Annotated in this window: 24 protein-coding genes; 11 read left to right on the top strand and 13 right to left on the bottom strand. The window is 66.2% G+C overall.

What is annotated here, in order from left to right; translation table 11 throughout:
- Positions 1–67: 67 nt before the first annotated feature.
- Positions 68–1,300, bottom strand: a complete 1,233-nt coding sequence (locus H0A72_RS03685; RefSeq protein ID WP_246436763.1) for a Bcr/CflA family multidrug efflux MFS transporter — start codon at positions 1,298–1,300, stop codon at positions 68–70.
- A gap of 131 nt (positions 1,301–1,431) precedes the next feature.
- Between H0A72_RS03685 and H0A72_RS03680 the strand changes: the two genes are divergently transcribed.
- The 4 genes from H0A72_RS03680 to H0A72_RS03665 all read left to right on the top strand — a co-directional run bounded on the left by H0A72_RS03680 (position 1,432) and on the right by H0A72_RS03665 (position 6,267).
- Complete coding sequence (locus H0A72_RS03680) at positions 1,432–2,685, top strand: class I SAM-dependent methyltransferase (protein WP_180153718.1); 1,254 nt, start codon at positions 1,432–1,434, stop codon at positions 2,683–2,685.
- 427 nt (positions 2,686–3,112) lie between these two features.
- The gene (locus tag H0A72_RS03675; protein WP_246436791.1) at positions 3,113–4,072 is read left to right on the top strand and encodes an ABC transporter substrate-binding protein; all 960 of its coding nucleotides are present in this window, start codon (positions 3,113–3,115) and stop codon (positions 4,070–4,072) included.
- Between the two features lie 114 nt (positions 4,073–4,186).
- Positions 4,187–5,044, top strand: coding sequence for an ABC transporter permease (locus H0A72_RS03670; protein WP_180153716.1), 858 nt, complete (start codon positions 4,187–4,189; stop codon positions 5,042–5,044).
- Positions 5,041–6,267 (top strand): quaternary amine ABC transporter ATP-binding protein, encoded by a 1,227-nt coding sequence (locus H0A72_RS03665; protein ID WP_180153715.1) that lies wholly within the window; start codon positions 5,041–5,043, stop codon positions 6,265–6,267. The genes H0A72_RS03670 and H0A72_RS03665 overlap by 4 nt, the downstream gene beginning before the upstream one ends.
- Positions 6,268–6,283: 16 nt before the next feature.
- Here H0A72_RS03665 and H0A72_RS03660 read toward each other — a convergent pair whose 3' ends face one another.
- The 5 genes from H0A72_RS03660 to kynB form a co-directional block, all read right to left on the bottom strand.
- Positions 6,284–7,732, bottom strand: coding sequence for an MATE family efflux transporter (locus H0A72_RS03660; RefSeq protein WP_180153714.1), 1,449 nt, complete (start codon positions 7,730–7,732; stop codon positions 6,284–6,286).
- A complete protein-coding gene (locus H0A72_RS03655; RefSeq protein WP_180153713.1) occupies positions 7,729–9,495 on the bottom strand; it encodes an ArnT family glycosyltransferase in 1,767 nt (588 codons plus the stop codon). The genes H0A72_RS03660 and H0A72_RS03655 overlap by 4 nt, the downstream gene beginning before the upstream one ends.
- Positions 9,496–9,573: 78 nt before the next feature.
- Entirely contained in the window at positions 9,574–9,840 is a 267-nt protein-coding gene (locus tag H0A72_RS03650) for a type B 50S ribosomal protein L31 (RefSeq protein WP_180067512.1), read from the bottom strand.
- Positions 9,841–10,034: 194 nt separating this feature from the next.
- Positions 10,035–10,895: a tryptophan 2,3-dioxygenase gene (gene kynA, locus H0A72_RS03645; protein WP_180153712.1), complete on the bottom strand. Its 861-nt coding sequence runs from the start codon at positions 10,893–10,895 to the stop codon at positions 10,035–10,037.
- A complete protein-coding gene (gene kynB, locus H0A72_RS03640) occupies positions 10,892–11,557 on the bottom strand; it encodes an arylformamidase (RefSeq protein WP_180153711.1) in 666 nt (221 codons plus the stop codon). The genes kynA and kynB overlap by 4 nt, the downstream gene beginning before the upstream one ends.
- A 212-nt stretch (positions 11,558–11,769) precedes the next feature.
- Between kynB and H0A72_RS03635 the strand changes: the two genes are divergently transcribed.
- A complete protein-coding gene (locus H0A72_RS03635) occupies positions 11,770–12,987 on the top strand; it encodes an aminotransferase class V-fold PLP-dependent enzyme (protein ID WP_180153710.1) in 1,218 nt (405 codons plus the stop codon).
- A gap of 18 nt (positions 12,988–13,005) precedes the next feature.
- Here the strand turns inward: H0A72_RS03635 and H0A72_RS03630 are convergent, their stop codons facing one another.
- Positions 13,006–13,950: a LysR substrate-binding domain-containing protein gene (locus tag H0A72_RS03630; protein WP_180153709.1), complete on the bottom strand. Its 945-nt coding sequence runs from the start codon at positions 13,948–13,950 to the stop codon at positions 13,006–13,008.
- Between the two features lie 98 nt (positions 13,951–14,048).
- On the opposite strand from H0A72_RS03630, the gene H0A72_RS03625 reads away from it, so the two are divergent.
- Complete coding sequence (locus tag H0A72_RS03625; protein ID WP_180153708.1) at positions 14,049–15,026, top strand: Bug family tripartite tricarboxylate transporter substrate binding protein; 978 nt, start codon at positions 14,049–14,051, stop codon at positions 15,024–15,026.
- 47 nt (positions 15,027–15,073) lie between these two features.
- On the opposite strand, the gene radC is transcribed toward H0A72_RS03625, so the two are convergent.
- Entirely contained in the window at positions 15,074–15,751 is a 678-nt protein-coding gene (gene radC / locus H0A72_RS03620; RefSeq protein WP_180153707.1) for a RadC family protein, read from the bottom strand.
- 94 nt (positions 15,752–15,845) lie between these two features.
- Here radC and H0A72_RS03615 point away from each other — a divergent pair, with 94 nt between their 5' ends.
- From H0A72_RS03615 to maiA, 3 genes are read left to right on the top strand one after another with little or no spacing between them, the layout of a single operon-like run.
- On the top strand, positions 15,846–16,322 hold the full coding sequence (locus tag H0A72_RS03615) for an FKBP-type peptidyl-prolyl cis-trans isomerase (RefSeq protein ID WP_180153706.1): 477 nt from the start codon (positions 15,846–15,848) through the stop codon (positions 16,320–16,322).
- Entirely contained in the window at positions 16,322–17,290 is a 969-nt protein-coding gene (gene ispH, locus H0A72_RS03610; RefSeq protein ID WP_180153705.1) for a 4-hydroxy-3-methylbut-2-enyl diphosphate reductase, read from the top strand. The genes H0A72_RS03615 and ispH overlap by 1 nt, the downstream gene beginning before the upstream one ends.
- On the top strand, positions 17,287–17,934 hold the full coding sequence (gene maiA / locus H0A72_RS03605; RefSeq protein WP_180153704.1) for a maleylacetoacetate isomerase: 648 nt from the start codon (positions 17,287–17,289) through the stop codon (positions 17,932–17,934). The genes ispH and maiA overlap by 4 nt, the downstream gene beginning before the upstream one ends.
- A 74-nt stretch (positions 17,935–18,008) precedes the next feature.
- On the opposite strand, the gene H0A72_RS03600 is transcribed toward maiA, so the two are convergent.
- Entirely contained in the window at positions 18,009–18,608 is a 600-nt protein-coding gene (locus H0A72_RS03600) for a 2-hydroxychromene-2-carboxylate isomerase (protein WP_180153703.1), read from the bottom strand.
- A gap of 133 nt (positions 18,609–18,741) precedes the next feature.
- Between H0A72_RS03600 and H0A72_RS03595 the strand changes: the two genes are divergently transcribed.
- Positions 18,742–20,172, top strand: coding sequence for a YdgA family protein (locus H0A72_RS03595; RefSeq protein ID WP_180153702.1), 1,431 nt, complete (start codon positions 18,742–18,744; stop codon positions 20,170–20,172).
- Between the two features lie 115 nt (positions 20,173–20,287).
- A complete protein-coding gene (locus H0A72_RS03590) occupies positions 20,288–22,408 on the top strand; it encodes a methyl-accepting chemotaxis protein (RefSeq protein WP_180153701.1) in 2,121 nt (706 codons plus the stop codon).
- Positions 22,409–22,443: 35 nt separating this feature from the next.
- On the opposite strand, the gene H0A72_RS03585 is transcribed toward H0A72_RS03590, so the two are convergent.
- From H0A72_RS03585 to H0A72_RS03570, 4 genes are all read right to left on the bottom strand, one after another.
- Positions 22,444–22,854, bottom strand: a complete 411-nt coding sequence (locus H0A72_RS03585; RefSeq protein ID WP_180153700.1) for a DUF4168 domain-containing protein — start codon at positions 22,852–22,854, stop codon at positions 22,444–22,446.
- A 184-nt stretch (positions 22,855–23,038) separates the two neighbouring features.
- Positions 23,039–24,424: a M20 family metallopeptidase gene (locus tag H0A72_RS03580; protein WP_180153699.1), complete on the bottom strand. Its 1,386-nt coding sequence runs from the start codon at positions 24,422–24,424 to the stop codon at positions 23,039–23,041.
- Positions 24,421–25,398 (bottom strand): ABC transporter ATP-binding protein, encoded by a 978-nt coding sequence (locus tag H0A72_RS03575; protein ID WP_180153698.1) that lies wholly within the window; start codon positions 25,396–25,398, stop codon positions 24,421–24,423. Before H0A72_RS03575 ends, H0A72_RS03580 begins: the two co-directional genes overlap by 4 nt.
- Complete coding sequence (locus H0A72_RS03570) at positions 25,395–26,384, bottom strand: ABC transporter ATP-binding protein (RefSeq protein WP_180154020.1); 990 nt, start codon at positions 26,382–26,384, stop codon at positions 25,395–25,397. The genes H0A72_RS03575 and H0A72_RS03570 overlap by 4 nt, the downstream gene beginning before the upstream one ends.

The raw sequence follows: 26,384 nt of genomic DNA, 5'->3' as shown, positions 1-26,384 counted from the left end.
CAAACAAATCGGCGCCGCCCGTTCACGGGCGGGGAGAAGGGGGCGTGGGGCCTGGGGCGGGGTGGGGTCAGGAGCGGCCGGCGCCGCGGTGATCGCGGGCGGTGGCGGGCGCCCTGAGCGCGATGCGCCCGAACAGCCACGACAGGAAGGCGCAGAAAGCCAGTATGCCGGTCAGGGGCAGGGCGGTGTCGGACTGCCAGGCGCTGACGCCCAGCCCGGCGGCCGAGCCGCAGATCATCTGCAGCGTGCCCATCATCGCCGAGGACACGCCCAGCCGGTGCCCCTGTTCCCGCAAGGCAAGGGCCGCGGCATTGGGGTTGACGAAGCCCTGCCCGGCCATGAAGCACAGCAGGGCCGCCATCAGCAGAGGCAAGGTCAGGACGCCGGCCAGCGTCATGGCGAAGCCCGCCGCCGACCCGATCAGCAGGGCGGCCTGCGCGAACTTGAGCAGGGTCTCGGGCGCGTGGCGGTTGAGCAGCCGCGCGCTGACCTGCGAGGTGGCGATCAGCGCCGCGGCGTTGAGGCCGAACAACAGGCCGAAGTATTGCGGGGGCACGTCGAACACGTTGATGAAGACCCGCGGCGAACCCGAGATATAGGCGAACATGCCGGCCGAGCCGAAGCCCCCGGCAAGCGAATAGCACATGAAGCGCTTGTGGGCCAGCAGGCCGCGGTAGTTGCGGCCGATGTTGCCGAAGCTCAGCGGGATGGTTTTTTCGGGGACCAGGGTCTCGCGCATGCCGAAGACGACGCTGACGAACAGCAGCGCGCCGCAGCCCGCCATGATGGCGAAGATGTAGCGCCAGCTTCCGAAATTCAGCACTTGCGCGCCCAGGATGGGAGCCAGGATGGGCGTCACGCCCATCACCAGCATCAGGACGGAAAGCGCCTTCGATGCATCGCGCGTGTCGAAGTTGTCGCGGATCACCGCGCGCGGTATGACCATGCCGGCCGCGCCGCCGAACGCCTGCGCGATGCGCCACAGGCTCAGGTGTTCGATGCTGTCGGTCAATGCGCAGCCGACCGAGGCGATGGTGAATACGATGAGGCCGAACAGCAGCGGTTTTTTCCTGCCGTAGCGGTCGGCGAAAGGCCCGTAGAACACCTGGGCCGCGGCCAGGCCGAGCAGATAGCTGGGCAGCGTGCGCTCCACCATGCCCTGATCCGTGCCCAGGCTCCGGACCATGTCCGGGAACGCGGGCAGGTACATGTCGATGGCGAGCGGCCCGAGCGCGGTCAAGAGCCCCATCAGGACGAGCCAGGGCGGGATGCTGGTGAGGTGGCTGGGGGGAGATTGCATGCGGCGGGAAAGAGATGCGAGCGGCCGGTCACGGCTTGCCGAATTGTCGTTTATGCGGTATTTGTGATGATCTTAGCATGCTCGAACATCGTATTTTTTGGCATTGTCCATTTCAATATAGGGAGTCGGCATTGAGCTCTGTCTTATCCGTCGTTGAAACCAAATTGGCGTCTTTGCCTCTGTCCGTGCAGCTGGTCATGCCCGATGGGCAGGCGGTGGGCGCCCCGGACGCCTCCGTCAGGCTGCTGATCAAAGACCGCTCCACCCTGGCCAAGCTGGCGGCCGGGCACGTGGGCGCCCTGGGCGAAGACTACGTCGAAGGCAAGTTCGACGTGGAGGGCTCGATGCGCGATCTCATGCGCGTGGCCGCGGCGATCCTGCCCGGCTCTCCCATCGAGGCCGCGCGGGTCGGCCGCCTGACCGAGCTGATACGCCGGCTGGTGTCCGTCTGGCGCCACTCCATCGAAAGGGATGCGCGCCAGATCCAGTTCCACTACGACCTGTCCGACGACTTCTACGCCTTGTGGCTGGACCCTCGCCGCGTCTATTCCTGCGCCTATTTCCGCCGGCCCGACATGACCGTGGCCGAAGCCCAGGAAGCCAAGCTCGACCACATCTGCCGCAAGCTGGATCTCAAGGCGGGCGAACGCTTCCTGGACGTCGGCGCCGGCTGGGGCGGCCTGCTGATGTGGGCGGCCGAAAACTACGGCGTCGACGCCACGGGCATCACGCTGTCGCGCAACCAGCATGCCCACGTCAACCGGCTGATCGAGGAAAAAGGGCTGCAAGGGCGGGTGCGCATGGAGCTCCTGGACTACCGCAAGCTCGACGAAAGCGCCCCCTACGACAAGATCGCCTCGGTGGGCATGTTCGAGCACGTGGGCCGCGCCCAGCTCGAAGGCTACTTCTCGAAACTGCGCCGCCTGCTGCGTCCCGGCGGCCTCATCCTGAACCACGGCATCACCGCGGGCGGCGTCGACAACGCCGAACTGGGCGCCGGCATGGGCGAGTTCATCGAGAAATACATCTTCCCCGGCGGGGAGCTCACCCACATCAGCCACGTGCTCGAACACATGGCCGAAGGCGGCCTGGAAGACCTGGACATCGAAAACCTGCGCCCGCACTACGCCCGCACCTTGTGGGCATGGAGCGACGCCCTCGAAGCCCGCCTGCCCGAAGCCCGCGCCACCCTGCAGGGCGAGCAGGGCGAACGTTCGCTGCGCGCCTACCGCATGTACCTGGCCGGCTGCGCCATGGGCTTCGAGCATGGGTGGATCGCCTTGCACCAGGTCCTGGCGCAGCCCAGGCCCGGCGGCGGGGACGACGAACTCGACTACCCGGCGGGCCAGGCCTACCCATGGCGCCGCGACTATATCTATAAGTAAAAGCGGTGGCCGCGACGGGCCGGGCCGGACCCCTTGCGCCGGGGCCCGGCCCTGGTTTCGTCGGGCCGCCGGAGACGCCCGGGTTTACATTTCCCAGCATCTCCACGTAAAATGCCGCAAACCTTGCGTTTTGGCCGTGTCACGGCTTTTTTTCAATCTGGCGTATGGCGGGTCTTTTCCAAGGCCCCATAACCTGTCAACGAGTACCTCGTACTCCGCACGCTAGTGTCGGTATGTATCGGCGGTAAACCGTCTTCCGCACACCCCCCTTAACCATGGCGCATCCATGCAGTCCGGATGCGTCCACGCAACTAAGGAGGCAATCTTGTCTTTCATCGCAACACCCGCGTCACCCGCGCCCGCAACCGGCGCCATCCCGTTCAAGCGGCTCGCCCTCGCGCTCGCCGCCGCGGCCGCCTGCGCCGCCCTGCCCGGCGTCGCAGCCACCGCGCATGCGGCATCGGCGCCGCAGTGCGAAATCGACCGCCCGATCCGGTTCGGCGGCATGAACTGGGAATCCAACCTCGTCCTGGTCGAAGTGGAACGCTACATTGCCGAAAAGGGCTACGGCTGCAAATCCGAAGTCCTGCCGGTCGAAACCCTGCCGGCCCTTGCCGCGCTGGAACGCGGCGACCTCGACGTCAACACCGAAATCTGGCTGAACAGCGTCGCCGAGCCTTGGGCCAAGGCCGAAGCCTCGGGCAAAGTCAAGCGCATCGGCGACATCTACATGGGCGGCGAAGCCTGGTTCATCCCGCGCCATACCGCCGAACGCCTGCCCGAACTCAAGAGCGCGGCCGATCTGCCCAAATTCAAGGACGCCTTCAAGGACCCCGAAGAGCCTTCGAAAGGCCGCTTCTACGGCTGCCCCGCCGGCTGGGGCTGCGAAGTGGTGAGCGGCAATCTTTTCAAGGCCTTGGGCCTGGGCGACACCTTCACCCTGTTCTCGCCCGGCACCGGCGCCACCCAGAAAGCCGCGCTGACCGCCGCCTACCAGCGCAAGGAAAACGTGGTCTTCTACTACTGGTATCCCACGCCGCTCGTCGGCTCCATGGACCTCGTCAAGCTGGATCTGCCGCCTTACGACCAGAAGAAGCATGCCTGCCTGACCGATCCCGATTGCGCGCATCCCGAACCCAGCGCCTATCCGGAAAACCCCGTGTTCACCGCGGTCAGCGCGCGCTTCACCCAAGACGCTCCCCGGCTCACCGCCTTCCTGTCCAAGGTCGCCGTGCCGCTGCCGGTCATGGACCAGGCCATGGCCTACATGGAGGAAAACGAAGCCGAGCCGGCCGACGTGGCCCAGTGGTTCTTGAAGAACCAGGCCGGGACCTGGACGTCCTGGCTGCCGGCCGATGTCGCCGAGCGCGTAAAGGCTGCTCTTTAGCATTCGTGGAAAGTGCCTTCCGGCATGGAAGGCGGCCTCTGCGCGAGGCCGCCGCTTTCCCTGGACGGCGGGTGACAGGCCCGCCGCTGCAACGAGTTCTACGGAGTATTCTTTATGTTTCCAGAGTTCATAGCGCCGCGGGCGCTGCGCGCGCCCATCGATGAATTCGTCGGCGGCATCGTCGCCGACTATTCCGATCTGCTGCGCGCCCTGACGCAGCCGCTGCTGGACGTCCTGGTATGGATGGACCAGCTGCTCCGGCAATCCCCCTGGTGGGCGATCGTGTCCGCGGTGGCGCTGCTGGCCTGGCTCGCCAGCCGGCGCATCGGCTTTTCCATCGTCATCGGCGCCTTGCTGTGCGCCGTCGGCTTCATCGGATTGTGGGATGCGGCCATGCAGACCCTGTCCCTCATGATCGTGGCGGTGGCCATTTCCGTGGCGATCGGCATACCGACCGGCATACTGATGGCCAGCTTCAAATGGCTGCGCTCCATCATGCTGCCGGTACTCGACGTCATGCAGACGATGCCCAGCTTCGTCTACCTGATTCCCGTGGTCATGCTGTTCAACCTGGGCAAGATCGCCGCCATCATCGCCACCATCATCTACGCGGTGCCGCCGGTCATACGCCTGACGGACCTGGGCATCAGGCTGGTCGACAGCGAAGTGCTGGAAGCCTCGCGCGCCTTCGGCGCCAACCGGGTCAAGCAATTGTTCGGCGTGCAGCTGCCGCTGGCCATGCCCAACATCATGGCCGGCATCAACCAGACCACCATGATGGCGCTGGCCATGGTGGTCATCGCGTCCATGATAGGCGTCAGGGGGCTGGGCTACGAAGTCCTGCAGGGCATCAACCGGCTGCAGGTGGGCCGCGGCGTGCTGGCCGGACTGGGCATCGTCATCATCGCCATCATTTTCGACCGGATCACGCAGGAGTTCGGCCGCCGTCAACAGTCAAGGAGCGCGGCATGAGCAAGATCGAGGTCAAGAACGTCTACAAGATATTCGGCTCGCATCCGGAGCGCTGGCTGGACGCGGCGCGCCGCGGCGTGGGCAAGGACGAACTGCTCGCGCGCAGCGGCCACGTCCTGGGCCTGCGCGACATCAGCCTCAGCATAGACGAAGGCAGCATATACGTGATCATGGGGCTTTCGGGCTCCGGCAAATCCACGCTGATCCGCCACTTCAACCGCCTGATCGAACCCAGCGCGGGCAGCATTCTGGTCGACGGCGTGGACGTCGTGAGCCTGGGCCGGTCCGAGCTCGAGCGCTTCCGGCAGAAGAAGATGAGCATGGTGTTCCAGCGCTTCGGCCTGTTTCCGCATCGAACGGTGATCGAGAACGCCGCCTATGGCCTGAAGGTGCAGGGCCTGCCCAGGAGCGAGCGCCGGCAACGCGCCCGGCATTGGCTGGAACAGGTGGGGCTGTCGGGCTTCGAGGAAAAATACCCCCATGAGCTGTCCGGCGGCATGCAGCAGCGGGTGGGCCTGGCCAGGGCCCTGGCCACGGACGCCGAGATCCTGCTCATGGACGAGGCGTTCTCGGCGCTGGATCCGCTCATACGCCGCGAAATGCAGGACCAGTTGCTGGCGCTGCAGGCGCGGCTGAACAAGACCATCGTCTTCATCACCCACGATCTGGATGAAGCGCTGCGCCTGGGCAACCGGATCGCCATTCTGAAGGACGGGGTGCTGGTCCAGGAAGGAACGCCGGAAGACATTCTGCTGGCCCCGGCCAACGATTACGTGCAATCCTTCCTGCAGGACGTGAACCGCGGCAAGGTGTTGAACGCGGCCCATGCCTGCAACACGCCGTCCTTGACGCTGACGATGCGCAGCCGCCCGGCTCATGCGCTGGAGCGCATGGCGGGCATGGCGTACGAGTACACGCCGGTTCTGGACGGCAAGCGGCTTGCCGGGATACTCACCCGCGCGGCGGCCGAACGGGCGTTGCGGGACGGGGCCCGGGATGTCGCGGCTTATGCGGAGAGCGTGGCGTCGGTGCCGGCGGATGCCGGGCTGGACGAGGTCCTGGGGCGGCTGCTGCGCAGTACGGCGCCTCTTGCGGTAACGGGCGAGGACGATGAGTTCCTGGGCATGCTGTCGCGCCGCAAGGTGGTGGAGCTCGTCACGCCGGTGGTGGAGGGGCGCGAAGACGAGGCGGGCGGCGAGTCCGCGAGCCGGGATGCGGCGTGAGTGCCCCGGGGCGCGCTCAGGCCCCCGACGGGCTCCGCCCGCCGCGCAGCGCCCGTCCGCGCCTGCCGCCCATTTTCGTGCGCACCACATGGCCATACCAGCCGAAAAGCAGGATCGAAGACAGGCTCAGGCCCAGGATCGCCATCAGCCACATGGTTCCGGCGCCGATCGGAGCGCCCGGCGCCACCGCATGGACCACCGGCGCGAGCGCCCCCGCCGCCGGGCCGAACCCCAGCCACCATCCGCCCACCAGCCCCAGCCCGGATAACGCCACCACCTGCAGGATCAGCGGCACCACCGCCACCTTGTATGCCCGCAGCAGATAAGAAATGATGCACTGCATCGCATCGCCCAGATGGAACCAGGGCAGAATCTGCATCAGCGCCGCCGCGACCAGCGCCACCTGGACGTCATCGGTGTAGAACCCCAGAATCGGCCGGCGCGCGACGATCAGCACGCTTGCCGTGACCAGGGCGCCGGCCGCCACGATGCCGATGCCCGCGCGCCCCATGTTGCGCGCGCGGCGCATGTCGCGCGCGCCTATCGCCTGGGCCGTCAGCGAGGACGACGCGATGCCCACCGCCATGGGCACCATGTAGCACAGCGCCGCCAGGCTGGCCATGATCTGGTGGCCGCCGTTCACGTACATCCCTTCCCGCGCCACCAGCAGCGCCATGAAAGTGAAGGCGCAGACTTCGATGAGATAAGAGCCGCCCATGGGGATGCCCAGCAGGAGCAGCTCTTTCTGCCGCGTCCATTGGAAACGCCCCAGGCGCGGCCTGAAGCGCTGGAAGTAAGAGTCGCGGGAAATCGCCCACAGGCCGGCGGCCAGGCTCAGCCAGCCGACGATGGCGGTGGACAGGCCGGCTCCGGCGGCGCCCAGGGCCGGCATGCCCAGCTTGCCGAAGATGAATATCCAGTTGAAGAGAATCTTGAACGCGACGCTGCCCAGATTGATGACCATCACCGTCTTGGGCCGCGACACGGCTGTGCCCATTGCGTAGATGCAGCGAAAAGCGAGGGTGGCGGGCAGCGCCATGATCAGGGCGCGCAAATACCAGGTGACGCCCGACCGCACTTCGGGCGCCACGTCGCCGGAGAATCGCAGCCAGACGTCCGGGAACAGCATGGCGGCGGCGCCGACCAGGGACAGGCCCATCGACAGCCACACCCCCTGGCCCCAGGCCTCGCCCACCTCGCGGTGGCGGCCGGCCCCGAAATGCTGCGCGATGATGGGAATGAGCGCGTGCACCACGCCCATCAGCCCGACGAAGACCGTGATGTATATGGAAGCGCCCAGGGCCATGGCCTGCAGGTCGGCCGCGCTGGCGTGGCCCGCCATCGCCGTGTCGATCACGCCGAAGATCACGCTTGCCCAGGAACTGACCAGCACCGGCCAGGCCTGGCCGAGGATGTCCTTGATGTAGCGCCCGGGCGTCGGTCTTGCGCTGCGGGCGGGCGTCATGGGTTGCCGAGGCGCAGCAGGCGGAAGACCTCGTGCCGGTCCGCGCCGCGCCTGCCTTCCCACAGGACGGTCGCCGAGTCCGAGTAGGCGGCCGCGCCGGTGGCGATGTTGTGCGCGGTGGTCTGCTGCACGACCAGCGTGCAGTTGGACTCATAGCTGAAGTCGATGTCGTTGAACACCAGGAAGGACGCGCGCTGGCCGGTGCCCACGGCCAGCGCGCGCACGCATTCGCCGGGCTTCCGGTGCGCGTCCAGCGCCGCCGCGAGCTGGGCCGAGACGCCGCGATAGCTGCGCACGTAGTCCAGCGCCGGCATCCACAGCGTGACCAGCAGCAGCCAGGTGACGATCAGACCGCCGGCGGAAAGCACGGTGCCGCGCCAGAGGCCGGCCGGCTTGGAATGCAGGCGCCAGCGCACCAGGGCGACCCAGGCCAGGGTGCCGAGCGCCGCGATGAAGGCCGCCGGCCAGGAGATGAACACGTCGTAGCCGCGCGTCTGGCGGGCGATGTTGTGGGAAATCTGTTCGGGCCAGCCCGTTTGCAGCGCGATCCAGCCCAGCCACACCGTTGCCGTCGTCAGCGAAAAACACATGACGGCGAACCAGTCCAGCGAGTTCACCACGCCCCGGCGCAGGGTGGGCAGCGAGAACGCGGCCAGCACCGCGGCGGGCACGGCCATGAGACTGTATTCGGGTTCGAAGGCATCGGCCAGGAACAGCATGATGATCAGCGGCCATGCCGCCAGCATCAGCGGAATCCAGATGTGCGGCGCCGTGAGCCAGGCGCGCCAGCGCCATACGGCCAGTAGGGCGAGCGGCCAGGTGGGCCACAGGAACCAGGGCAGATCGCGCAGCGTGCTGAGCACTTCCCGGTACTGCGGCCAGCCGAAGGAGGACGTATTCCAGAGCACCCAGCTTTGTATCCAGTATCCGTTCGCCAGCCTGGCGGGTATCCACCAGGCCAGGATCAGCGCGGCGCAGATGGCCGCGCTGAGGGCCAGCCAGTGCTTCTGGCGCCACAGGCAGTTGCGCGGCAGGAAGATGCAGGGAATCGCCAGCATGATGGGCAGGGCGCCGATCCAGCCGCGCGTCAGGAAGGCCGCCCCCAGCGCGAAACCCAGGGTGATGGAGCCCGAGGCGGGATGGTCCAGCATGCGCGCCACCGAATAGAAGGCCAGCGCCTGGAAGGCGATCAGGGCCGGCACTTCGGAGGTTTCGTGCATGCGCCAGACGATGCCGACGGTCGCGACGATCAGCATCAGGGCGGCGTCGGCGATCATGCGGCCGTAATCGCGCACGGTGGGCTCGCCGCCGAAGGGCAGGGCCAGCGGCTGCGGTTCCGGGCGGCGCCCCAGCAGGTAGGTGCCGTACCAGATCGACGCCGTCAGTATCCCGAACCACAGGAAATTGGGCAGGCGGGAAGCAATGATGGCCGCGTCGGGACGATTGGTGAAGAATTCGATGAAAGGCGCGAACGCCCAGATGAAGAAGGCCCCGACCCAGGTGATGAGCGGGCCGTCCTGGGCATGGGCCAGCACGCCGATCTGGGGCAGCAGCATGGCGCTGCCGCCGTCGCGCAGGGCCGTGAGCATGGTGGCCAGGCCGACCACGTCATCGGTTTTCCAGGGATCCCGGAAGAACAGGCCGGCCAGTATGTACACCAGCCCGACTGAAACCAGTAAGAGCCGCGGCAGCTTCACGGTGGCTGTGGCCGTCAGGCGCGCCGGCGTGGATAAGGAGTCGCTGGAAGACACGGAATGCGCCATGGGAATCGAGACAGGGCTATCTTAAATTAAAAAGGCAGCCAAAAGGCTGCCTTTCGTGCCGCTGGAGTAAGCGCGAGCTTACGATGCCTTGCGTGTGGTGCCGGCGGTGCGCGCGAAACGGGCGCGGAATTTCTCGACGCGGCCGGTCTCGACGATGCGGGTTTGCGCGCCGGTGTAGAAGGGGTGCGATTCCGAGGTCACGTCGCACTTGAACAAGGGGTAGGTCTTGCCGTCAAGTTCGATGGTTTCGCGGCTGTGGAGCGTGGAGCGCGAAATGAATTTCGTGCCGGTTTGCTGATCCAGGAACACCACTTCGCGGTATTCGGGGTGGATGCCTTCTTTCATGATTAAATCCTGTAATTGAAAAGTCGGGTCGCCGGCAGTCGCGCATCTGATCCGTTTCTATGATCCGTTGCCACGTTGATCCGTTTTTACGTTGATCCGTTTCTACGTTGATCCGTTTCTACGTTGATCCGTTTCTACGTTGATCCGCTGTCGCGTCTGCCACGTATCCTGAGGTAGCCGATGATTTTAGCGTGCTAGAGGTCCGTGCGCAAGCTCCAGAGTTCGGGGAACAGCACGATATCGAGCATCTTGCGCAAGTAAGCCACCCCGGACGTGCCGCCCGTGCCGCGCTTGAACCCGATGATGCGTTCCACGGTCGTGACGTGCCGGAACCGCCACAGGCGGAAGGCGTCCTCCAGGTCGGTGAGCTTTTCGCCCAACTGGTACAGGTCCCAGTAACGCTCGGGATTGCGATAGACCTGCAGCCAGGCCTCTTGCACCCCGGGGTTGGCCGCGTACGGCTGGGTCCAGTCGCGGTCCAGCCATTCGGCCGGGATCGCGAACCCCTGCCGGTGCAGCGCCCGCAGGGACTCATCATAGAGCGAAGGGGATTCATACGCCTGCCGCACCTGGGCCAGGCGGGCGGGGTTGTGGGCGTGCGGCTTGAGCATGGCCGCATTCTTGTTGCCGAGCGAGAATTCGATCTGGCGATACTGGAAGCTCTGGAAGCCGCTGGAATGCGCCAGGTAGGGGCGCAGCGCCGAATACTCCGGGGGCGTCATGGTGGCCAGGACGTCCCAGGCGTGGACCAGCTGCTCCATGATCTTGCTGACGCGCGCCAGCATCTTGAGACAGGGCTGCAGGCGGTCCGCCGCCAGGTTGCCCATGGCGGCGCGCAATTCGTGCAGCATCAGCTTCATCCAGAGCTCGCTGGTCTGGTGCTGGATGATGAACAGCATCTCGTTGTGCTCGGGCGATAGCGGCTTCTGGGCATCCAGCACCTGGTCCAGGTGCAGGTAATCGCCATAGCTCATGTCCTCGGAGAAATCGAGCTGGGCTTTTTCTTCGCGGACGATGGATTCGCCCTGCGGGGCGTCGGTGGGCGGCTGGTTCATGGTGTCGTGCTCATGTCGGTCGGAAGGAGGGCGGGCGGCAGGCTGCGCAATACCGCGCGCACCGGGCTGGCGTCCGCGTCCACCAGCGCCAGCGGCAGCGCGATCAGTTCGTAGTCGCCGGCCTGGACGTCGTCCAGCACCAGGTTCTCGAGGACCCGCATGTCGTGCTTCAGGATGGCGTGGTGGCTGGGCAGGGTCTTGCTGTCGGCGGGATCTATGCTGGGCGTGTCCAGCCCGATCAGCCTCACCCCGCGCCGCGCCAGGTGCTCGACGGCGTCGGGCGCATAGGCGGTGAACTCGGGGTCCCAGGCCTCGGTCTGCGCCCGCCGGGCGGTCCGCACCAGTATGCGGGGCGGCGCATGCGCCAGGAAGGGCTCCAGGTCCTGGATGCGTATCAGCGGCCCGCCGTGCATCACGTGTATCACGCGGCACGGCCCCAGAAAGGGCGCGAGCGCCATCCGGCCGGCGCTTGCGCCCTGGGCGCTGTAGTGCAGGGGCGCGTCGGCGTGCGCGCCGATATGGGGCGACAGGGTGATGGCGCTGACGTTGACCGGGCATTGCGGGCCGATTTCAGCGTTCCAGACCTGGCGGTAAGGCGTGTCCCCCGGGAACACCGGCGACGCGGCCGACACCGGCGGGGATATGTCCCATAGCTCTTGCATGGCGGTACTCCAGTTTGCTTGAAGCTTATACTATCCGGGCGAAAAATGTCAGTGGCTTTTGCGGGCCGGATCCCCGCATGGCGCCTGCCTCGTCCACGCAGGTATGCGTTTCGCTCATAGCCAGTGGAAGCCTTCTCAATTGTCCGCCGCCGGCCTCCCTCATATCATTTTCCAGGCCGTCCGGGCATTGACAATCTTCTATCCAATTTTCCATGAAAACACTGACTCAAGTCGAAACCGCTGAAATCCGGCAAAAATTTCCCGTGATGAAAGCCTGCACCTACCTCGATCTCGGAGGCCGGGCCCCGCTTTCCACCGATGTCCTGGCGGCCGTCACGCGTCATCTCGACGATTGCGTCCAAGGGCGGGTCGATAAAGACGCATGGTTCCGGCAAGCCGAAGCCGTGCGCAACCGCTACGCCGCGCTGATCAACGCCCAGCCCGACGAGGTGGCCTACACCAAGAACACTTCCGAGGGATTGAACATCGTCTGCGCCGGCATCGACTGGCAAAGCGGCGACAACGTGGTGCTTTGCCCCGAACTGGAGCATCCCAACAACATCTACCTATGGCTGAACCTGCGGCGCCGGGGCGTGGAAGTGCGCTTGGTCAAGCCCCGCGACGGCGCGATGCCGATAGACGAGCTGATCGCCGCGATGGACGAGCGCACGCGCCTGCTCACGGTGTCGAGCGTGTCTTTCATTCCGGGTTTCCGCACCGACGTCGAACGCCTGGGGCGCGCCTGCCGGGCGCGCGGCGCCTTGTTCCTGGTCGACGGCGCGCAGTCGGTGGGCGTATTGCATACCGACGTCGAGGCGATGTGCATCGATGCCTTGGCCGTGTCCACGCAGAAAGGCCTCATGGCTATGTACGGCATGGGCTTCTTGTACGTGCGCCGCGCGGTCGCCGAGCAGCTGGACCCCGCCTACGTCGCGCGTTTCGGCATAGACATTTCCAAGGCGGACGCGCACGAGTCCGATTTCGGCGGCACGGAGTTCTCTTTCCTGCCGGGCGCGCGCCGGTTCGACCTGGGCAACTACAACTTCGCCGGCGTTTGCGCCGCCGAGGCGTCGCTGGCCCTGATCGCGTCCATCGGCACGAAAAGAATAGAGGAGCACGTGACCGCGCTGGCCCACGCCCTGGGCAGGGGCTTGATCGAGCTGGGACTGCCGGTTTGCGGCGGCGCGCCCGGCCCGCATATCGCGCAGACCATTTCCGTGGGGCATTACGAGGCGGGCGCGGCTTCCCCCGGCAGCGCCGACACCCTGCGCCGCCTGCATCGGCATCTGCTCGAACAGGGCGTGAAGCTTTCCGTGCGCAGGGACATGCTCAGGTTCTCCATGCACGTATACAACGGCATGGAAGACATAGACCGCGTCCTGGCCTTGTGCAAGGACTTCCTGCGGCGCGAAAAAACGCGGGCGGCGTGAGAGCGGCCGCCGCTTGGTTCACCGCGGCGCGGTCCTGCGGACCGTGTCCGCCGAAAAACCGGATGCGAACCTGGCGTCCAGCCATTGCATGAACAGCATGACCACCGCGTTTCGCCTGGAGCGCGGGGAGCTGACGGCGTAGTAGTCCAGCCCGTCCTTGACTTCGCCTTCGAAGGGACGCACCAGCAGGCCGGCGTCCAGGGCGTCGGCGACCAGCGAAGAACGGCTGACGGCGATGCCGATCCCGCCCTCGAGCGCCGCGATCAGGGTGGCCGAATCATTGAAGCTCAAGGACATGCGCCCTTCGACGGGAATGCGCCGCACGCGCGGATGCAGCATCCAGGCGTCCAGGTATTCGCGCTCGCGATTGCGCAGCACGACGATGTCGTCCGGTATGTCCGCGCGGCCTTTCATCCGCTCGGCGACCTGCGGCGCACAGACGGGGACGAGCGCGTCGTCGGTGATCTTGACGGAATGGTAGTCGTCCCAGTCGCCCCCGCCCAGGCGGATGGAGATGTCCGCGCCGGAGGATTCCAGGTCGGCGTAATACCGGTGGATGTCTATGTGCAAGTCGATTTGGGGATGGGCGGCCACGAATTCCCCGAGCCGGGGCGCCAGCACCCGCTGGGCGAAGCTGCGCGCGACCGAGACCACCAGCGTGTGCCGCTCGGTGGAGAGGCCCAGCCGGCTGACCCCTTCGCCCATCAAGGAAAAAGCGCGCGAGGTGAAGTCGTAGAGGAGTTCGCCTTCCTGCGTGAAGCGCAGGCCGCGGGGGCCGCGCTCGAACAGCTGCACGCCCAGGTGTTCTTCCAGGCTTTTCAGCTGCCGGCTCAGCGCGCTTTGGGTGAGGCAGAGCTCTTCGGCGGCCCTGACCTGGTTCAGGTGCCGCGCCGCGGCGTTGAAAACCAGGAGCGAGCGCAGGGAAGGAATCCTGGAAAGAATGCTGGTATTCGATGCAGTCATAGCTGTGTGCCGAATTAGTCGATGGTCGCCGCCGTTGGGCGCCTATATCCTGACAAGGCTATAGGAATCTTCAACTTTGCCAATGGAAGGATACAAGAATGTTCAAGCGAAAAGGTCAATGGGCGGGGGTGCTGGCGGGCATGGCGTTGTTTTTTGCGGCGTTGGCGCCCGGCCACGGCCAGACGTTTCCCTCGCAGCCCATCAATATGATCGTTCCTTACGCGGCGGGCGGGTCCTCCGATTTCGTGGCGCGCTTGCTGGCCCAGAAGCTCGGCGAAAAGTTCGGCCAGCCGGTGGTGGTCGAGAACCGGGCGGGAGCGGGGGCGACGATCGGGACGGGGCTTGCGGCCCGGAAGGGGCAGAACGGCTACGTGGCGCTCCTGGCCGACAACGCGCAGACCACGGCGCCCGCCCTGTACAAGAATCTTTCCTACGATTCGGTGGACGATTTCTCCGTCGTGGGATTCGTGGGCAGGGCGTCGGTCATGCTCTTCGCCAACAGCGGCGCCGGCATCAAGAGCGTTCAAGACCTGATCGAGCGGGCCAAAAGCCGCCCGGGAACGATCACGATAGGCACGGGGCATGGCTCGCCCAGCCATCTGATCACGGAGTACTTCCAGCTGAAATCCGGCATCCAGCTGTCGGTCGTTCCCTACAAAGGCGCGTCGCTGGCCCTGAACGACCTGCTGGCGGGGCACATCGACCTGGTGTTCACCAACCCGGCATCGGCCGCGCCCCATCTGAAAGGCGGGCGCATCGTCGCCCTGGCCCAGACGGGCGATCAGCGCGATGCGCGTTTTCCCGACCTGCCGACTTTCCGCGAGAGCGGCGTGCAGGGGTTCGACGTGAGCTATTGGTTCGCGCTGCTGATCCCCGCCGACACGCCGGCGGACGCCAGGCAGAAATGGCGGCAGGCTTTGGCCGCCGTGCTGGCCGACCCCGAGGTGAAGGAGAAGTTCGCCGCCGCCGGCTTGAGCCCCTATGATCTGGACCCGGAGCAGGCCCGTCAGACCATGCGGGAAGAAGTGCGGCAATGGGAGGAAGTCGTCAAAGTGGCGAAGCTGCAAACGAATTGACCCGCCCGGCCCGCCAGGCGGGCCGCCGCGGGAACCGAAGGGCCGCGTCACAACTGCCCCCGTTCCGCCAGCGAGACCGCGCTGGAACCGGCCACGATCAGATGGTCCACCAGGCGAACGTCGACCAGCGACAGCGCGTTCTTCAGGTGCCGGGTCAGGGCCAGGTCGGCTGCGCTGGGCTCGGCCACGCCGGACGGGTGGTTGTGCGCCAGGATCAGGGCCGCCGCATGGTGTTTCAGCGCCGCCTTGATGATTTCCCGCGGATAGACGGAAGCATGGTTCAAGGTGCCGCGCGACACTTCTTCGCTGGTGATGAGCCGCAGCTGGCTGTCGAGGTACAGCGCCAGGCAGTGTTCGACCGCCAGGTGGCCCAGCTTGGCGGCGCAGTAGTGCTTGACCCGCTGCGGCTGGTTCAGCGCCAGGCCCTCTTTCAGGTCTTCTTCCAGGGCGCGCCGGCTCAGTTCATTGATGGCGAGCAGTTCGCAGGCCTTGGCCGCGCCCAGGCCTTCCAGGGACATGAGCGTGCGCGCATCGGCGGAAAGCAGGCCGCGCAGGCCGTTGAATTGCCGGATGAGGCGATGCCCCAGGCTGACCGCGTCGCAGCCTTTGAAGCCGGTGCGCAGGATGATGGCAAGCAGTTCGGCCGAGGTCAGGACGTGGGCGCCGTGGGCGAGCAGGCGCTCTCGGGGGCGCTCGGCTTTGTCGTGCAGAATTTGAAGTGTCATGTCGGGCTCGCGGCGGAGCCGGGCCCGGGATGGGTCCGGCCCCTGATGTGCTCTAAAATAGGGGAACGCTAACGATCCTCTACGGTGACAGATTTTGACTTCTACCTCTGAACCAGTGAAAGCTTTTGTCCGCCCTGATTCGTACCTGACCCTGCATTACCGCATCGATCTGCTCACCGGTCCGGCGGCGGGCTCCACGTTCGCCAACACCTTCGACGGCAAGCCGGCCACCCTGCAAATGGGGGCGGGCCAGTGGGCGCCCGGCATGGAAGCGGCCCTGCTGGACCGGCAAGAGGGCGCGCGCTTTTCCTTCGAGCTCCCGGCGGCGCAGGCCTATGGCGACCGCAATTCCGATCTGGTCCAGTGGGTCAAGCGTTCCGTGCTGGAAGCCCACGCCGAGCCCGGCATGGAATTCGAACCCGGCGACATGGTGGAATTCCCGGCGCCCAACGGCAGCCGCTATTCGGGGGTGCTGAAGCAGGTCGAAGGCGACCTGGCCCTGTTCGACTTCAACCATCCGCTGGCGGGCGCGGATCTGCGCATCGACATTCATCTCTTGGGGGTCCTGTAATGCCGGACAGCAACGCGGCGCCGGAAATCGAAGTCGTCCTTGCCCAGCCCAGGGGCTTCTGCGCCGGGGTGGACCGCGCCATCGACATCGTCGAGCGCGCGCTCGAACTGCATGGCGCGCCCATTTACGTGCGCCACGAAATCGTGCACAACCGCTATGTGGTCCAAGACCTGCGCAACAAGGGCGCCATCTTCATCGACGAGCTGCACGAAGTGCCGGCCGGAGCCATCGTGGTGTTCTCCGCCCACGGCGTTTCGCGCGAAGTGCGCGACGAAGCCGAGCGCATGGGCCTGAAGGTGTTCGACGCCACCTGCCCGCTGGTCACCAAGGTCCACATCGAGGTCGCCCGCATGCGGCAGGCGGGCCGTGAAATCATCATGATCGGCCACAAAGGCCATCCCGAGGTCGAAGGCACCCTGGGGCAGGCCGACGAAGGCATGTACCTGGTCGAAACACCGGACGACGTGGCCGCCCTGAAGGTCAAGGACCCGGGGAATCTCGCCTTCGTCACCCAGACGACGCTGTCCGTCGACGATGCCGCCATCGTGGCGGCCGCCCTGCGCGCGCGTTTTCCGGACATCGTCGAGCCCAAGAAAAGCGACATCTGCTATGCCACGCAGAATCGCCAGGACGCCGTCAAGATCATGGCGCCCGCCTGCGACCTGGTGCTGGTGGTGGGCAGCCCCAACAGCTCGAATTCCAACCGCCTCCGGGAGGTCGCGGAACGCAAGGGGGCCGCGGCCTATCTCATCGACGACCCGGGCATGATAGACCCCGCCTGGCTGGCCGAGGCCAAGCGCGTCGGGGTGACGGCGGGGGCGTCGGCGCCCGAAGTCCTGGTCCAGCGGGTGATCGCCCGCCTGAAAGAACTCGGCGCGGCGTCGGTGCGCACGCTGGACGGCGCGCCCGAAAACGTATCGTTCCCGCTGCCCAGGGAGCTCTCCCGGAAAATCAAGGAAACCCCATGAAACTGTACGGTTATTTTCGCAGCTCCGCCGCGTATCGGGTGCGCATCGCGCTGAGCCTCAAGAACATCGCCTACGAAAGCGTTTCGGTGCATCTGCTCAAGGACGGCGGGCAGCAGCATTCCGAGAGCTATCAAGCCCTGAACCCGACCGAACTGGTGCCGACGCTGGTCGACGGCGACCTGGCGGTGGGCCAGTCCATGGCCATACTGGAGTACCTGGAGGAAACCCGCCCGGAACCCGCCCTGCTGCCGGCCGACGCGCAAGGCCGCGCGCGCGTGCGCGCCATCGCCCAGACCATCGCTTGCGATGTCCATCCTTTGAACAACCTGCGCGTCTTGAAATACCTGAAGCACACGCTGGGCGTCGACGAAGAAGCGAAGAACGCCTGGTATCGCCACTGGATACAAACGGGGCTGACGGCGGTCGAGGCGATGCTGGCGCGCAGCGACCAGACGGGGCGTTTCTGCCATGGCGACCAGCCGGGCATGGCCGATGCCTGCCTGGTGCCGCAGTTGTTCAATGCGCGGCGCTTCAATTGCGATGAAAGCGCCTTCCCGACGATCGTCCGCATCGACGCCGCCTGCGCCGAACTCGAGGCCTTCCAGAGGGCGGCGCCGTCGCGGCAGCCCGACGCCGAAGCCTAGGGCCAGTGACGCCTACCTTTTAGCGTCAACAGGCCCTAGAGCCTGCTAACGCTGTAAGGCGGGCGGCACGGCTATTAGCTCGCCGAGGCCGCCCACTTCCGTATGTGCTCGAACCGGTCGAAGCCCCAGAACGGCTCGCCGTCCACGATCATGTAGGGCGAACCGAACACGCCGCGCGCCATGGCGGCGTCCACCTCTTCCTTCAGCCGGCTCTTGATGCGATCCGTGGCGACGCCCGCCGGCAGCCGGCTTCCGTCCGCGCCCGCCTGGTCCGCCGCCGCCACCAGGACGTCCATGTCGGTGATGTCCCGCCCCTCGGCGAAGTACGCCCGGTACACTCGCTTGATGAATTCGGCCGCCTGTTGCGGGTCGTCTTCCTGCAACAGCAGCGCGGCGCGCGAGGCCGCCACCGCGGCGATGGGAAACACGGCCGGCTCACGATAGGGAATGCCGAACAGGCGGGCGCTGCGCGCGATGTCGTGGCGGGCATAAGCGCCCTTCAGGGGGATTTCCACTAGCGGGCCCGAGCCCATGGCCTTGAACATGGGGCCCAGCAGTATCGGCCGCCAGCGCACCGTTCTTCGTATGTCGGCGGCCAGCTGCTCGATGGCCGTGCTGGCGAAATACCCGTAGGGCGATGAAAAATCGAAATAAAAATCCAGCGTGTCGGTCATGTCGGCGTCTCGTCCAGGGTCGTCGTTGTCAGGGGGTGTGCCGTACATGGTAGGGCAGCATCGTTCCCGGGCGCAACGGGGTCCGCATTCGTGGTTAAATGAATCGATTTGTTGATCGCAAAAAGAGGGCTAAATGAACAAAGGCAAGTTGCTGGCTGCGACGGTGATCGTCCTGGGGGCGGCTTATGTGGGGTCCACATGGTATGTAGGGAAAGAAGTGCAGGCCACGGTCGAACGCCTGGTGGCGCAGTCCAACGAGCGCATGGCCAAGCTGCTGGGGCCGAACATGGCCCGGGACAGCCTCAATATCGAAATCAACAAATACGAGCGCGGCCTGTTCTCTTCCGACATCGTCTACACCTTCCGCATCAAGGACGCGGCCGGCAAGCCGTATGACCTGATGCTGAAAGACCGCGTGCTGCACGGTCCCTTGCCCTGGGAAGCCCTGCGCGAAGGCCAGCTGCTCCCCGTGCTTGCGCTGAGCCGCAGCGAACTGCTGCCCACGCGCACGGTGCAGGCCTGGATGGACAGCCAGAAGGGCGCCTCGCCCATCCAGGTGCGGACTCGCATCGAGTTCGGCGGCAAGGGCAGCGCTGAATGGACATTCCTGCCCACCGAGCTCTCGGAGGGCGGCCGCAAGCTTTCCTTCAGCGGCGGCGCCGTCTCCATGCTCTTCGGTAATGACTTCAAAGACGTCTCCGCGCGCGGCGGCTTCGACGCCCTGGACTTCTCCGACAGCGCCGGCGACGACAGCCTGTCGCTGCGCGACGTGCGCATCGAAACCCAGAACGCCACGCGGGCCGACGACTCGGTGCGCCAGCAAAACAGCCTGACGGCGGCGGAAGTCATCGTCGACGAGCACGCCGCCGAGCCCTTGAAGCTCGGCAAGGTCGCGATCACCATGGACGCGACCCAGGTCGGGAACATGATGGACGGCGCCATCCGCTACGACTTCGGGCGGGTGGCGGCCGGCGCCATCGAGCTGGGCAGCTTCACCGCGGGCGGCAAGATCCTTCGCCTGGACGCATCCGCCTTCACCGCGCTGGCCGCCGAATACGACGCCATACAGGCCAAATACGGAACCGACCAGTTCAGCATGACGGAAGAAGAGGAAGCCCTGCTGCGCGACCGGGCCATGGCGCTGCTGGTTCCCAAGCCGTCCATCGTCATCGATCCCATCGTCTGGAAGAACGAGAAAGGCGAAAGTTCGCTGCGCGTCCAGCTGGACCTGGCCGCGCCCAGCGACCCCAAGACGCAGGACGTCGAGACCCTGCTGTCGGAAATCATCCAGCTCGCGGGCCTGGACCTGAAGCTTTCCAAGGCCATGTTCGTGCAGGCTTTCGGGCAGGCGGGGGAAGGCACCGACGACCGCCTGCAGATGGAAATGATGGGCAGCGAGCTCTACGACCAGTACGTCGGCCAGCTTCAGCAAGCCGGCCTGGTGAAGCTGGACGGCGACGTCGCGGCAGGATCGGTGCTGTATCGGGACCACAAAGTGACCTTGAACGGCGAAATGATGACGGTGCAGGAGCTCGTGCAGCGCGTCATGCTGTTCGCGTTGTAGAAGGGCCGAAGACGTAACCCCAGGAAATCCCCTAGCGGCAAAACCGTAAAGTCAATGCATCATAGTCCGTAAATTATGGCAAAGCCATAAGCATTTTCTTACAAGGAAAACCGTGATGGGGACAACACATGCAGGGGGCAAAAGCCCCGCGATGTCGATCGGGTGGATGGGCCGGCGTTCGCTGGCCATAAAGCTGTTCTGGGTCACGACGCTGGTCGCGGTGGCGGTCATGGTGACGATCAGCATCGTGGGCGCCGTGCAGAGCCGGCAGCAAGCGGTCGAAGCGGTGCAGCGGGAAATGGCCGCGTCATTGCAGTCCGTCGAACAATCGTTGTCGATGCTGTTTTCCAGCGCCAGCCGGCAAGGGACGGACATCCTTCCCGTGCTGAAGCGCGAATTGGGCGGAGCGCCGCAGCGGGACGGCACCATGGTCGAACTCGACGACGGCACGCAGATTCCGCTGCTGGTCGTCGGCGATCACATCCTGAACGGCGACGTCGACCTGCTGAACAGGGTCCGCGAAAACACCGGCGCGGATGCGGCCGTGCTCGTGCGCAAGGACGACCAATGGCTGCGTGCCGCCACGCTGCTGCAAGACAACGAGGGGCGGTTCATGACCGGCAGCGCGGTCAACAAGCACGACATCCTGGCGCGCTCGCTCGACGCCGGCAACCCCTACACGGGGATCGTGCAGCGCAACGGCCGCTGGTACACCATGAGCATCGAACCGCTCTACGATGATGCCGGCCAGGTTTTCGGCGGCCTCTCGGTGCGCGTTCCCATCGACGTCCAGGTCCAGCAGCTGTTGATGTGGGTGCGCTCCGTCAACGTGGCCGAATTCGGCCGGCTCGGCATCCTGCAAAAGACGGGCGACGGCAAGCTGGTGCCGCTGGCCGACGCCCAGGCGGGCGACGTCCCGGGCGAGGCCGTGGCCAAACTGCCGGAGCTCATTTCCCAGCCGCGCGGCGTGGCGGAAGTCAGCCTCAGCAACGGCTCTGAACCGGTCGACCAGTTCATCGCCTGGGAATCCGTGGACGGCTGGGACTGGGTCGTCTACGGCGTGGGCGAAAAATCCGAGTTCCTGCAGGCCAGCATGCGGCAGCTGACGCAGCAGGCGGCGCTGATGCTGGCCGGCACGCTGCTCATTTCGCTGCTGGTGGGCTGGCTGGCGGCCCGCACCTTGCGGCCGGTCCGCCAGGTCATGGACGTCATGGACAAGCTCGGCCAGGGCGACCTGACCGCCCGCGTGCCCGACGTCCCGTCCCACAGCCGCAACGAGGTCCACGTGCTGCTGGGCAACGCCAAGCGCACGCAGCAAAGCCTTGCGCGCACCATCGCCGCGGTGCGCGCCAGCGTCGAAGAAATCAGCATAGGCGCCAGCGAAATCGCGGCGGGCAACACCGATCTTTCCAGCCGCACCGAAGAACAGGCGGCGTCGCTGCAAGAAACGGCGGCCAGCATGGAGCAGCTGGCCGCGACCGTGAAGCAGAACTCCGACCACGCGCGGCAGGCCAACACCCTGGCGGTCGACGCTTCCGACGTGGCCCACCGCGGCGAGGAAGTCGTCTCCCGGGTCGTCGACACCATGCATCGCATTTCCGACAGCTCGGGCAAGATAGGCGAGATCGTCGGCGTGATCGACAGCATCGCCTTCCAGACCAACATCCTGGCGCTCAATGCCGCGGTCGAGGCGGCGCGCGCGGGCGAACAGGGCCGCGGCTTCGCCGTGGTGGCGTCCGAGGTCCGCTCCCTGGCCCAGCGCAGCGCCGAGGCCGCCAAGGAAATCAAGAACCTCATCGAAAGCTCGATCGCCGAAGTGACGAACGGGGCGAAGCAGGTGGAAGGCGCGGGAAGCACGATGCAGGAGCTCCTCGCCTCGGTGGGGCGCGTGACCGAGATCATCAAGGAAATCTCGGCCGCGTCCGACGAGCAGTCCACCGGCATCGACCAGATCAATCTCGCGGTGTCGCAAATGGACGAGGTCACTCAGCAGAACGCCGCCCTGGTCGAACAGGCCGCCGCCGCGGCGGGTTCGCTGCAGGATCAGGCCACCAGGCTGACGGAGGCCGTGGCGGTGTTCCGGCTGGCTCCGGGTTCGGGCGTGGTGGTGGAGATGCAGGCCGAGGCAAGCTACCTGTCATCTGCGGCCGCGGCCCGCGGGGCCGGCGCTGGGGAAGATGAAGACGACGAACGCCCGCCCGCCGGGCTGCGTCTGGGGGCGGTGCCGTCCGCTTGACCGGTCCGCCCCGGGCCCGTCAGCGCTGACGGACCCTAGCCCGCAAGGTCCCGGACGCGGCGCGCCAGCTCGGGGTCGCGCTGCACCGCCTGGTTGATGCCATTGAACTGGTCCACCGTCATGCCTTCGTCGTGCACCGCCTTGACCATTTTCCCGTCGGCTTCCTCGAACACCGTCTTGCGGGCCGATTCGTCGCGCGTGGCTTCCAGCTTGGGCGTGTATTCCTGCGAAATCAACGCCACTTTCTGCGTGGCGCTCACGAAGCGCTTCAGTTGCGCATCCGAGTAATCGGGCGTGGGTACATTCATCCCCGCGGCCGCCGGAACCGGCGGCGCTCCGGCGGCCGGCGCCCCGGCGGCCGGCTGCTGCGCGAGGGCGGCGCCGCCGAAGGCCAGGGCGGCGCCGGTGAGCACGGTGGTGACGCTGGTGATGATACGCTTGTGCATGCAATCTCCTGTCTGTTGCCATGGGTGAAAGTCCATGATGCCAACATCCCGGAGGACCACAAGCCTATTCTGTGGGAAGTATTGACCGCCCGAAACGGCAGGTAACCCGAAGGCCGCCGTGGCCGGCGGCCACTCGGAATTGGGCAGGATTATTACCTTTCAGCAACATCCTGCCGCGCCCGCGTCAAGCCGGCGTGTTGCCGTCGCCCAGGTCCCAGTACAGGCCGGCCATCAAGCCCAGCCCTTCGCGCAGGATGGAGGGCGGCAGGTGCTCGTTCGGCGCGTGCTGCGAGCACCCCGGATAGGAATGAGGCACCCAGATCGTGCGCAGCCCGAGCACGTCGGTGAAGATGTCGTTGGGCAATGAGCCGCCCAGGTTGGGCAGCACCGCCGGTTTCTTGCCCGTGCTGCGCGCAATCGATGCCACCGCCCATTGCACCCAGCTGTCGTCCGGGTCGATGCGGGTCGCTTGGAACATGGTTTCCCGCGTGCTCTGGATCTGGACCATGGGGAAGCCGTGGCGGTCCAGGTGGCGGCGCAGGGCGGGCAGGATTTCTTCCGGGTCGATGCCCACCACGAAGCGCAGCTGGCAGCGCGCCCAGGCGCGCGGGGGGATGGCGTTCACGGGTGTCTCGGGGTTGCCGGTCTTGTAGGCCAGGACCTCGAAAGAGCACCAGCCGAACACCCGCTCGGCGGGAGTCAGGCCCGGCTCGCCCCACCAGGGCTCGACGACCGGGCCGTCGGCGCCGCCGTCGACTTCACAGTCGGCCAGCGCCCGCCGCACGGAATCGGGCAATTCCCTGGGCACCCATTCATGGATGCGGATCTGGCCGGTGGCGGACACGATGCTGGAGATCGCATGGGCGAGCTGTATGCCGGGATTGGAGATCAGGCCGCCCCAGTTGCCGGAATGATGGCCGCCGTCGCGCGCCTGGATGACGAGGTCGAAGTTCACGCTGCCGCGCGAACCCAGGAACACGGTGGGGCGCTCGGCCCGGAGCCGTGGGCCGTCCGAGGCGATGAGCAGGTCGGCCTTGAACAGGTCGCGGTGTTCGTCGCACAGCTCGCGCAGGCCCGAGGAACCGGTTTCCTCGCCCATCTCGACCAGATACTTGGCATTGAAGCCCAGGCGTCCGCGCGTTTCGAGCACGGCGCGCATGGCGTCCATGTTGACGGAATGCTGGCCTTTGTTGTCGGCGATGCCGCGCCCGTACCAGCAGCCCCCGGACTCGGTCAGCGACCAGGGGCCCACGCCGGGCTTCCATTCGCTTTCCAGGCCGCGGATGACGTCGCCGTGGCCGTAGCCCAGGACGGTGGGCAGGGATGGGTCTTCGATCCGCTGGGCGAAGAGAAAGGGCGCCTGCGCCTTGGGATGGGTCAACGTCCGGCAGCTGAAGCCCATGGCTTCGAAGGCGGGGCGGATCTCGTCCTGCAGATAGCCGGCCAGCACGGACGCCCGTTCCGGATTCTGGCTTTCCGTTGGCATGGATATCCGCCTTGCAAGCGTCTGCTTGAATCGGCCGGAGTCGAAACACTCGTGTGCGTGGGCGATGGCTTGGTCGCGAGTCATGAAACAAGTCCTTCTTCTGCTTTGGATGAATATAGATGGCAGGCCACCTGGCCGAGTCCGGTGCCGTCCAGTTCCGGGCGCAGGCTGGAGCACTGGGGCAGGCGCTGGGGGCAGCGTGGATGAAAGGCGCAGCCCGGCGGCGGATTGATCGGATCGGGAAAGGACAGCCCCAGTCCCGTATCGGGTATGCCCAGCCCGGTCTCGGGCGTCAGCACCGAATCGAGCAGGGCGCGCGTGTAAGGATGCTCCGGGCGCCCGAAGAGGTCGGCGGCTTCCTTGAATTCCACCACGCGTCCCAGGTACATGACGGCGACGTGGCTGGCGATGTGATCGACCACCGCCAGGTTGTGGCTGATGAAGATGTAGGTCAGGTTGAATTCCTGCCGCAAGTCCATCAGCAGGTTCAGGATCTGGGCCTGCACGGACACGTCGAGCGCGGACGTGGGCTCGTCGCAGACCACGATTTCCGGCTGCATGACCAGGGCGCGCGCGATGGCGACGCGCTGCCGCTGACCGCCCGACAGCTGCCCGGGCGTGTTGTCCGCATAGCGCAGCGGCAGGCCCACCCGCTCCAGCATCTCACAGGCCTTGCGGCGCCGTTCCGCCGCCGTGCCGATGCGGTGGACGTCCAGCGGGAAGCTCACGATGGAAGCGATGCTGCGGCGCGGGTTGAGCGAGGAGTACGGGTCCTGGAAGATGGGCTGCACGCGCCGCGCGAGCTCGAGCCGGCTGATGCTGGAGATGTCGCGGCCTTCTATGGCGATGCTGCCCGAGCTGGGCGGCGTCAGGCCGAGCAGCATGCGCGCCAGGGTGGACTTGCCGCAGCCCGATTCGCCCACGATGCCCAGGACGTCGCCGCGCTGCACGCTCAGGTCGACCCCGTTCACGGCGTGCAGCGTCTGCTTGGCCTTGAACATGCCGGCGTTCACGGTGAAGGAGCGGTACAGCTGCCGTGCTTCGATCAGTGCGCTCATGCCGTCACCTCCGCTCCGTTCCGGATGCACCGCCAGCTTTGCCCTTCGGCGGTGCCGTGTATGGGCACCGTGCGCGCGCAGGAGGGTTCGGCGTAGGCGCAGCGCTCGCGGAAGGCGCAGCCCTGCAGGTCGCCGATGAGCGACGGGACGACGCCCGGTATGGTGCCCAGCTTGCCGCCGTGGGGCGTGTGGCCCGGCACGGGTATGCAGCTGAGCAGCCCTTGCGTATAAGGATGCCGGGGTCGCGCGAAGATGTGCTCGACGGGGCCTTCTTCCATGATTTCGCCCGCATACATGATGGCGACCCGGTCGGCGATGCGGGCGACCACCCCGAGGTCGTGGGTGATCAGCACCATCGCGATGCCGAGTTCCTGCTGCAGGTCGGCAAGCAGCCGCAGGATCTGGGCCTGGATGGTGACGTCCAGCGCCGTGCTGGGCTCGTCGGCGATCAGGAGCTCCGGCCCGCACATCAGCGCCATGGCGATCATGACGCGCTGGCGCAGCCCGCCCGACAGCTGGTGGGGGTATTGCCCCAGCCTTTGCCCGGCCGACGCGATCCCGACCTTGTCGAGCAGCTCGATGGCGCGCGCCCGCGCCTGCGCGGCCGAGGCCCGGCGGTGGTGGATGTAGTGCTCGGTGAGCTGCTCGCCTATCGTGTAGGCCGGGTTCAGGGCGGTCATGGGCTCCTGGAAGATCATGGCCATCTTGTCGCCGCGCAGGGCGTTGATGCGCCCCTTCTTCGCGGTGCTGAGGTCTTCGCCCATGAAGCTGAGCTTCCTGCTGCTGCGCCTGGCCTGGCGCGGCAGCAGGCCCATCAGCGACAGCGAGGTCATGGATTTGCCGCAACCGGATTCCCCCACCAGGCAGAGCGTCTCGCCCCGCCTGACTTGGAAGGACACGTTGCGCACCGCGTGCAGCACCCCGCGCGGGGTGTCGATGTCGACATTCAGCCCCTGCACGTCGAGGACGGCGTCTTGTTGGTTCAT

The organism is Parapusillimonas granuli (genome assembly GCF_013416525.1).
GTDB classification, from domain to species: Bacteria; Pseudomonadota; Gammaproteobacteria; order Burkholderiales; family Burkholderiaceae_B; genus Parapusillimonas; species Parapusillimonas granuli.
The sequence above is the reverse complement of the archived record's forward strand: the minus strand, read 5'-3'. Positions and strand labels throughout refer to the sequence as shown.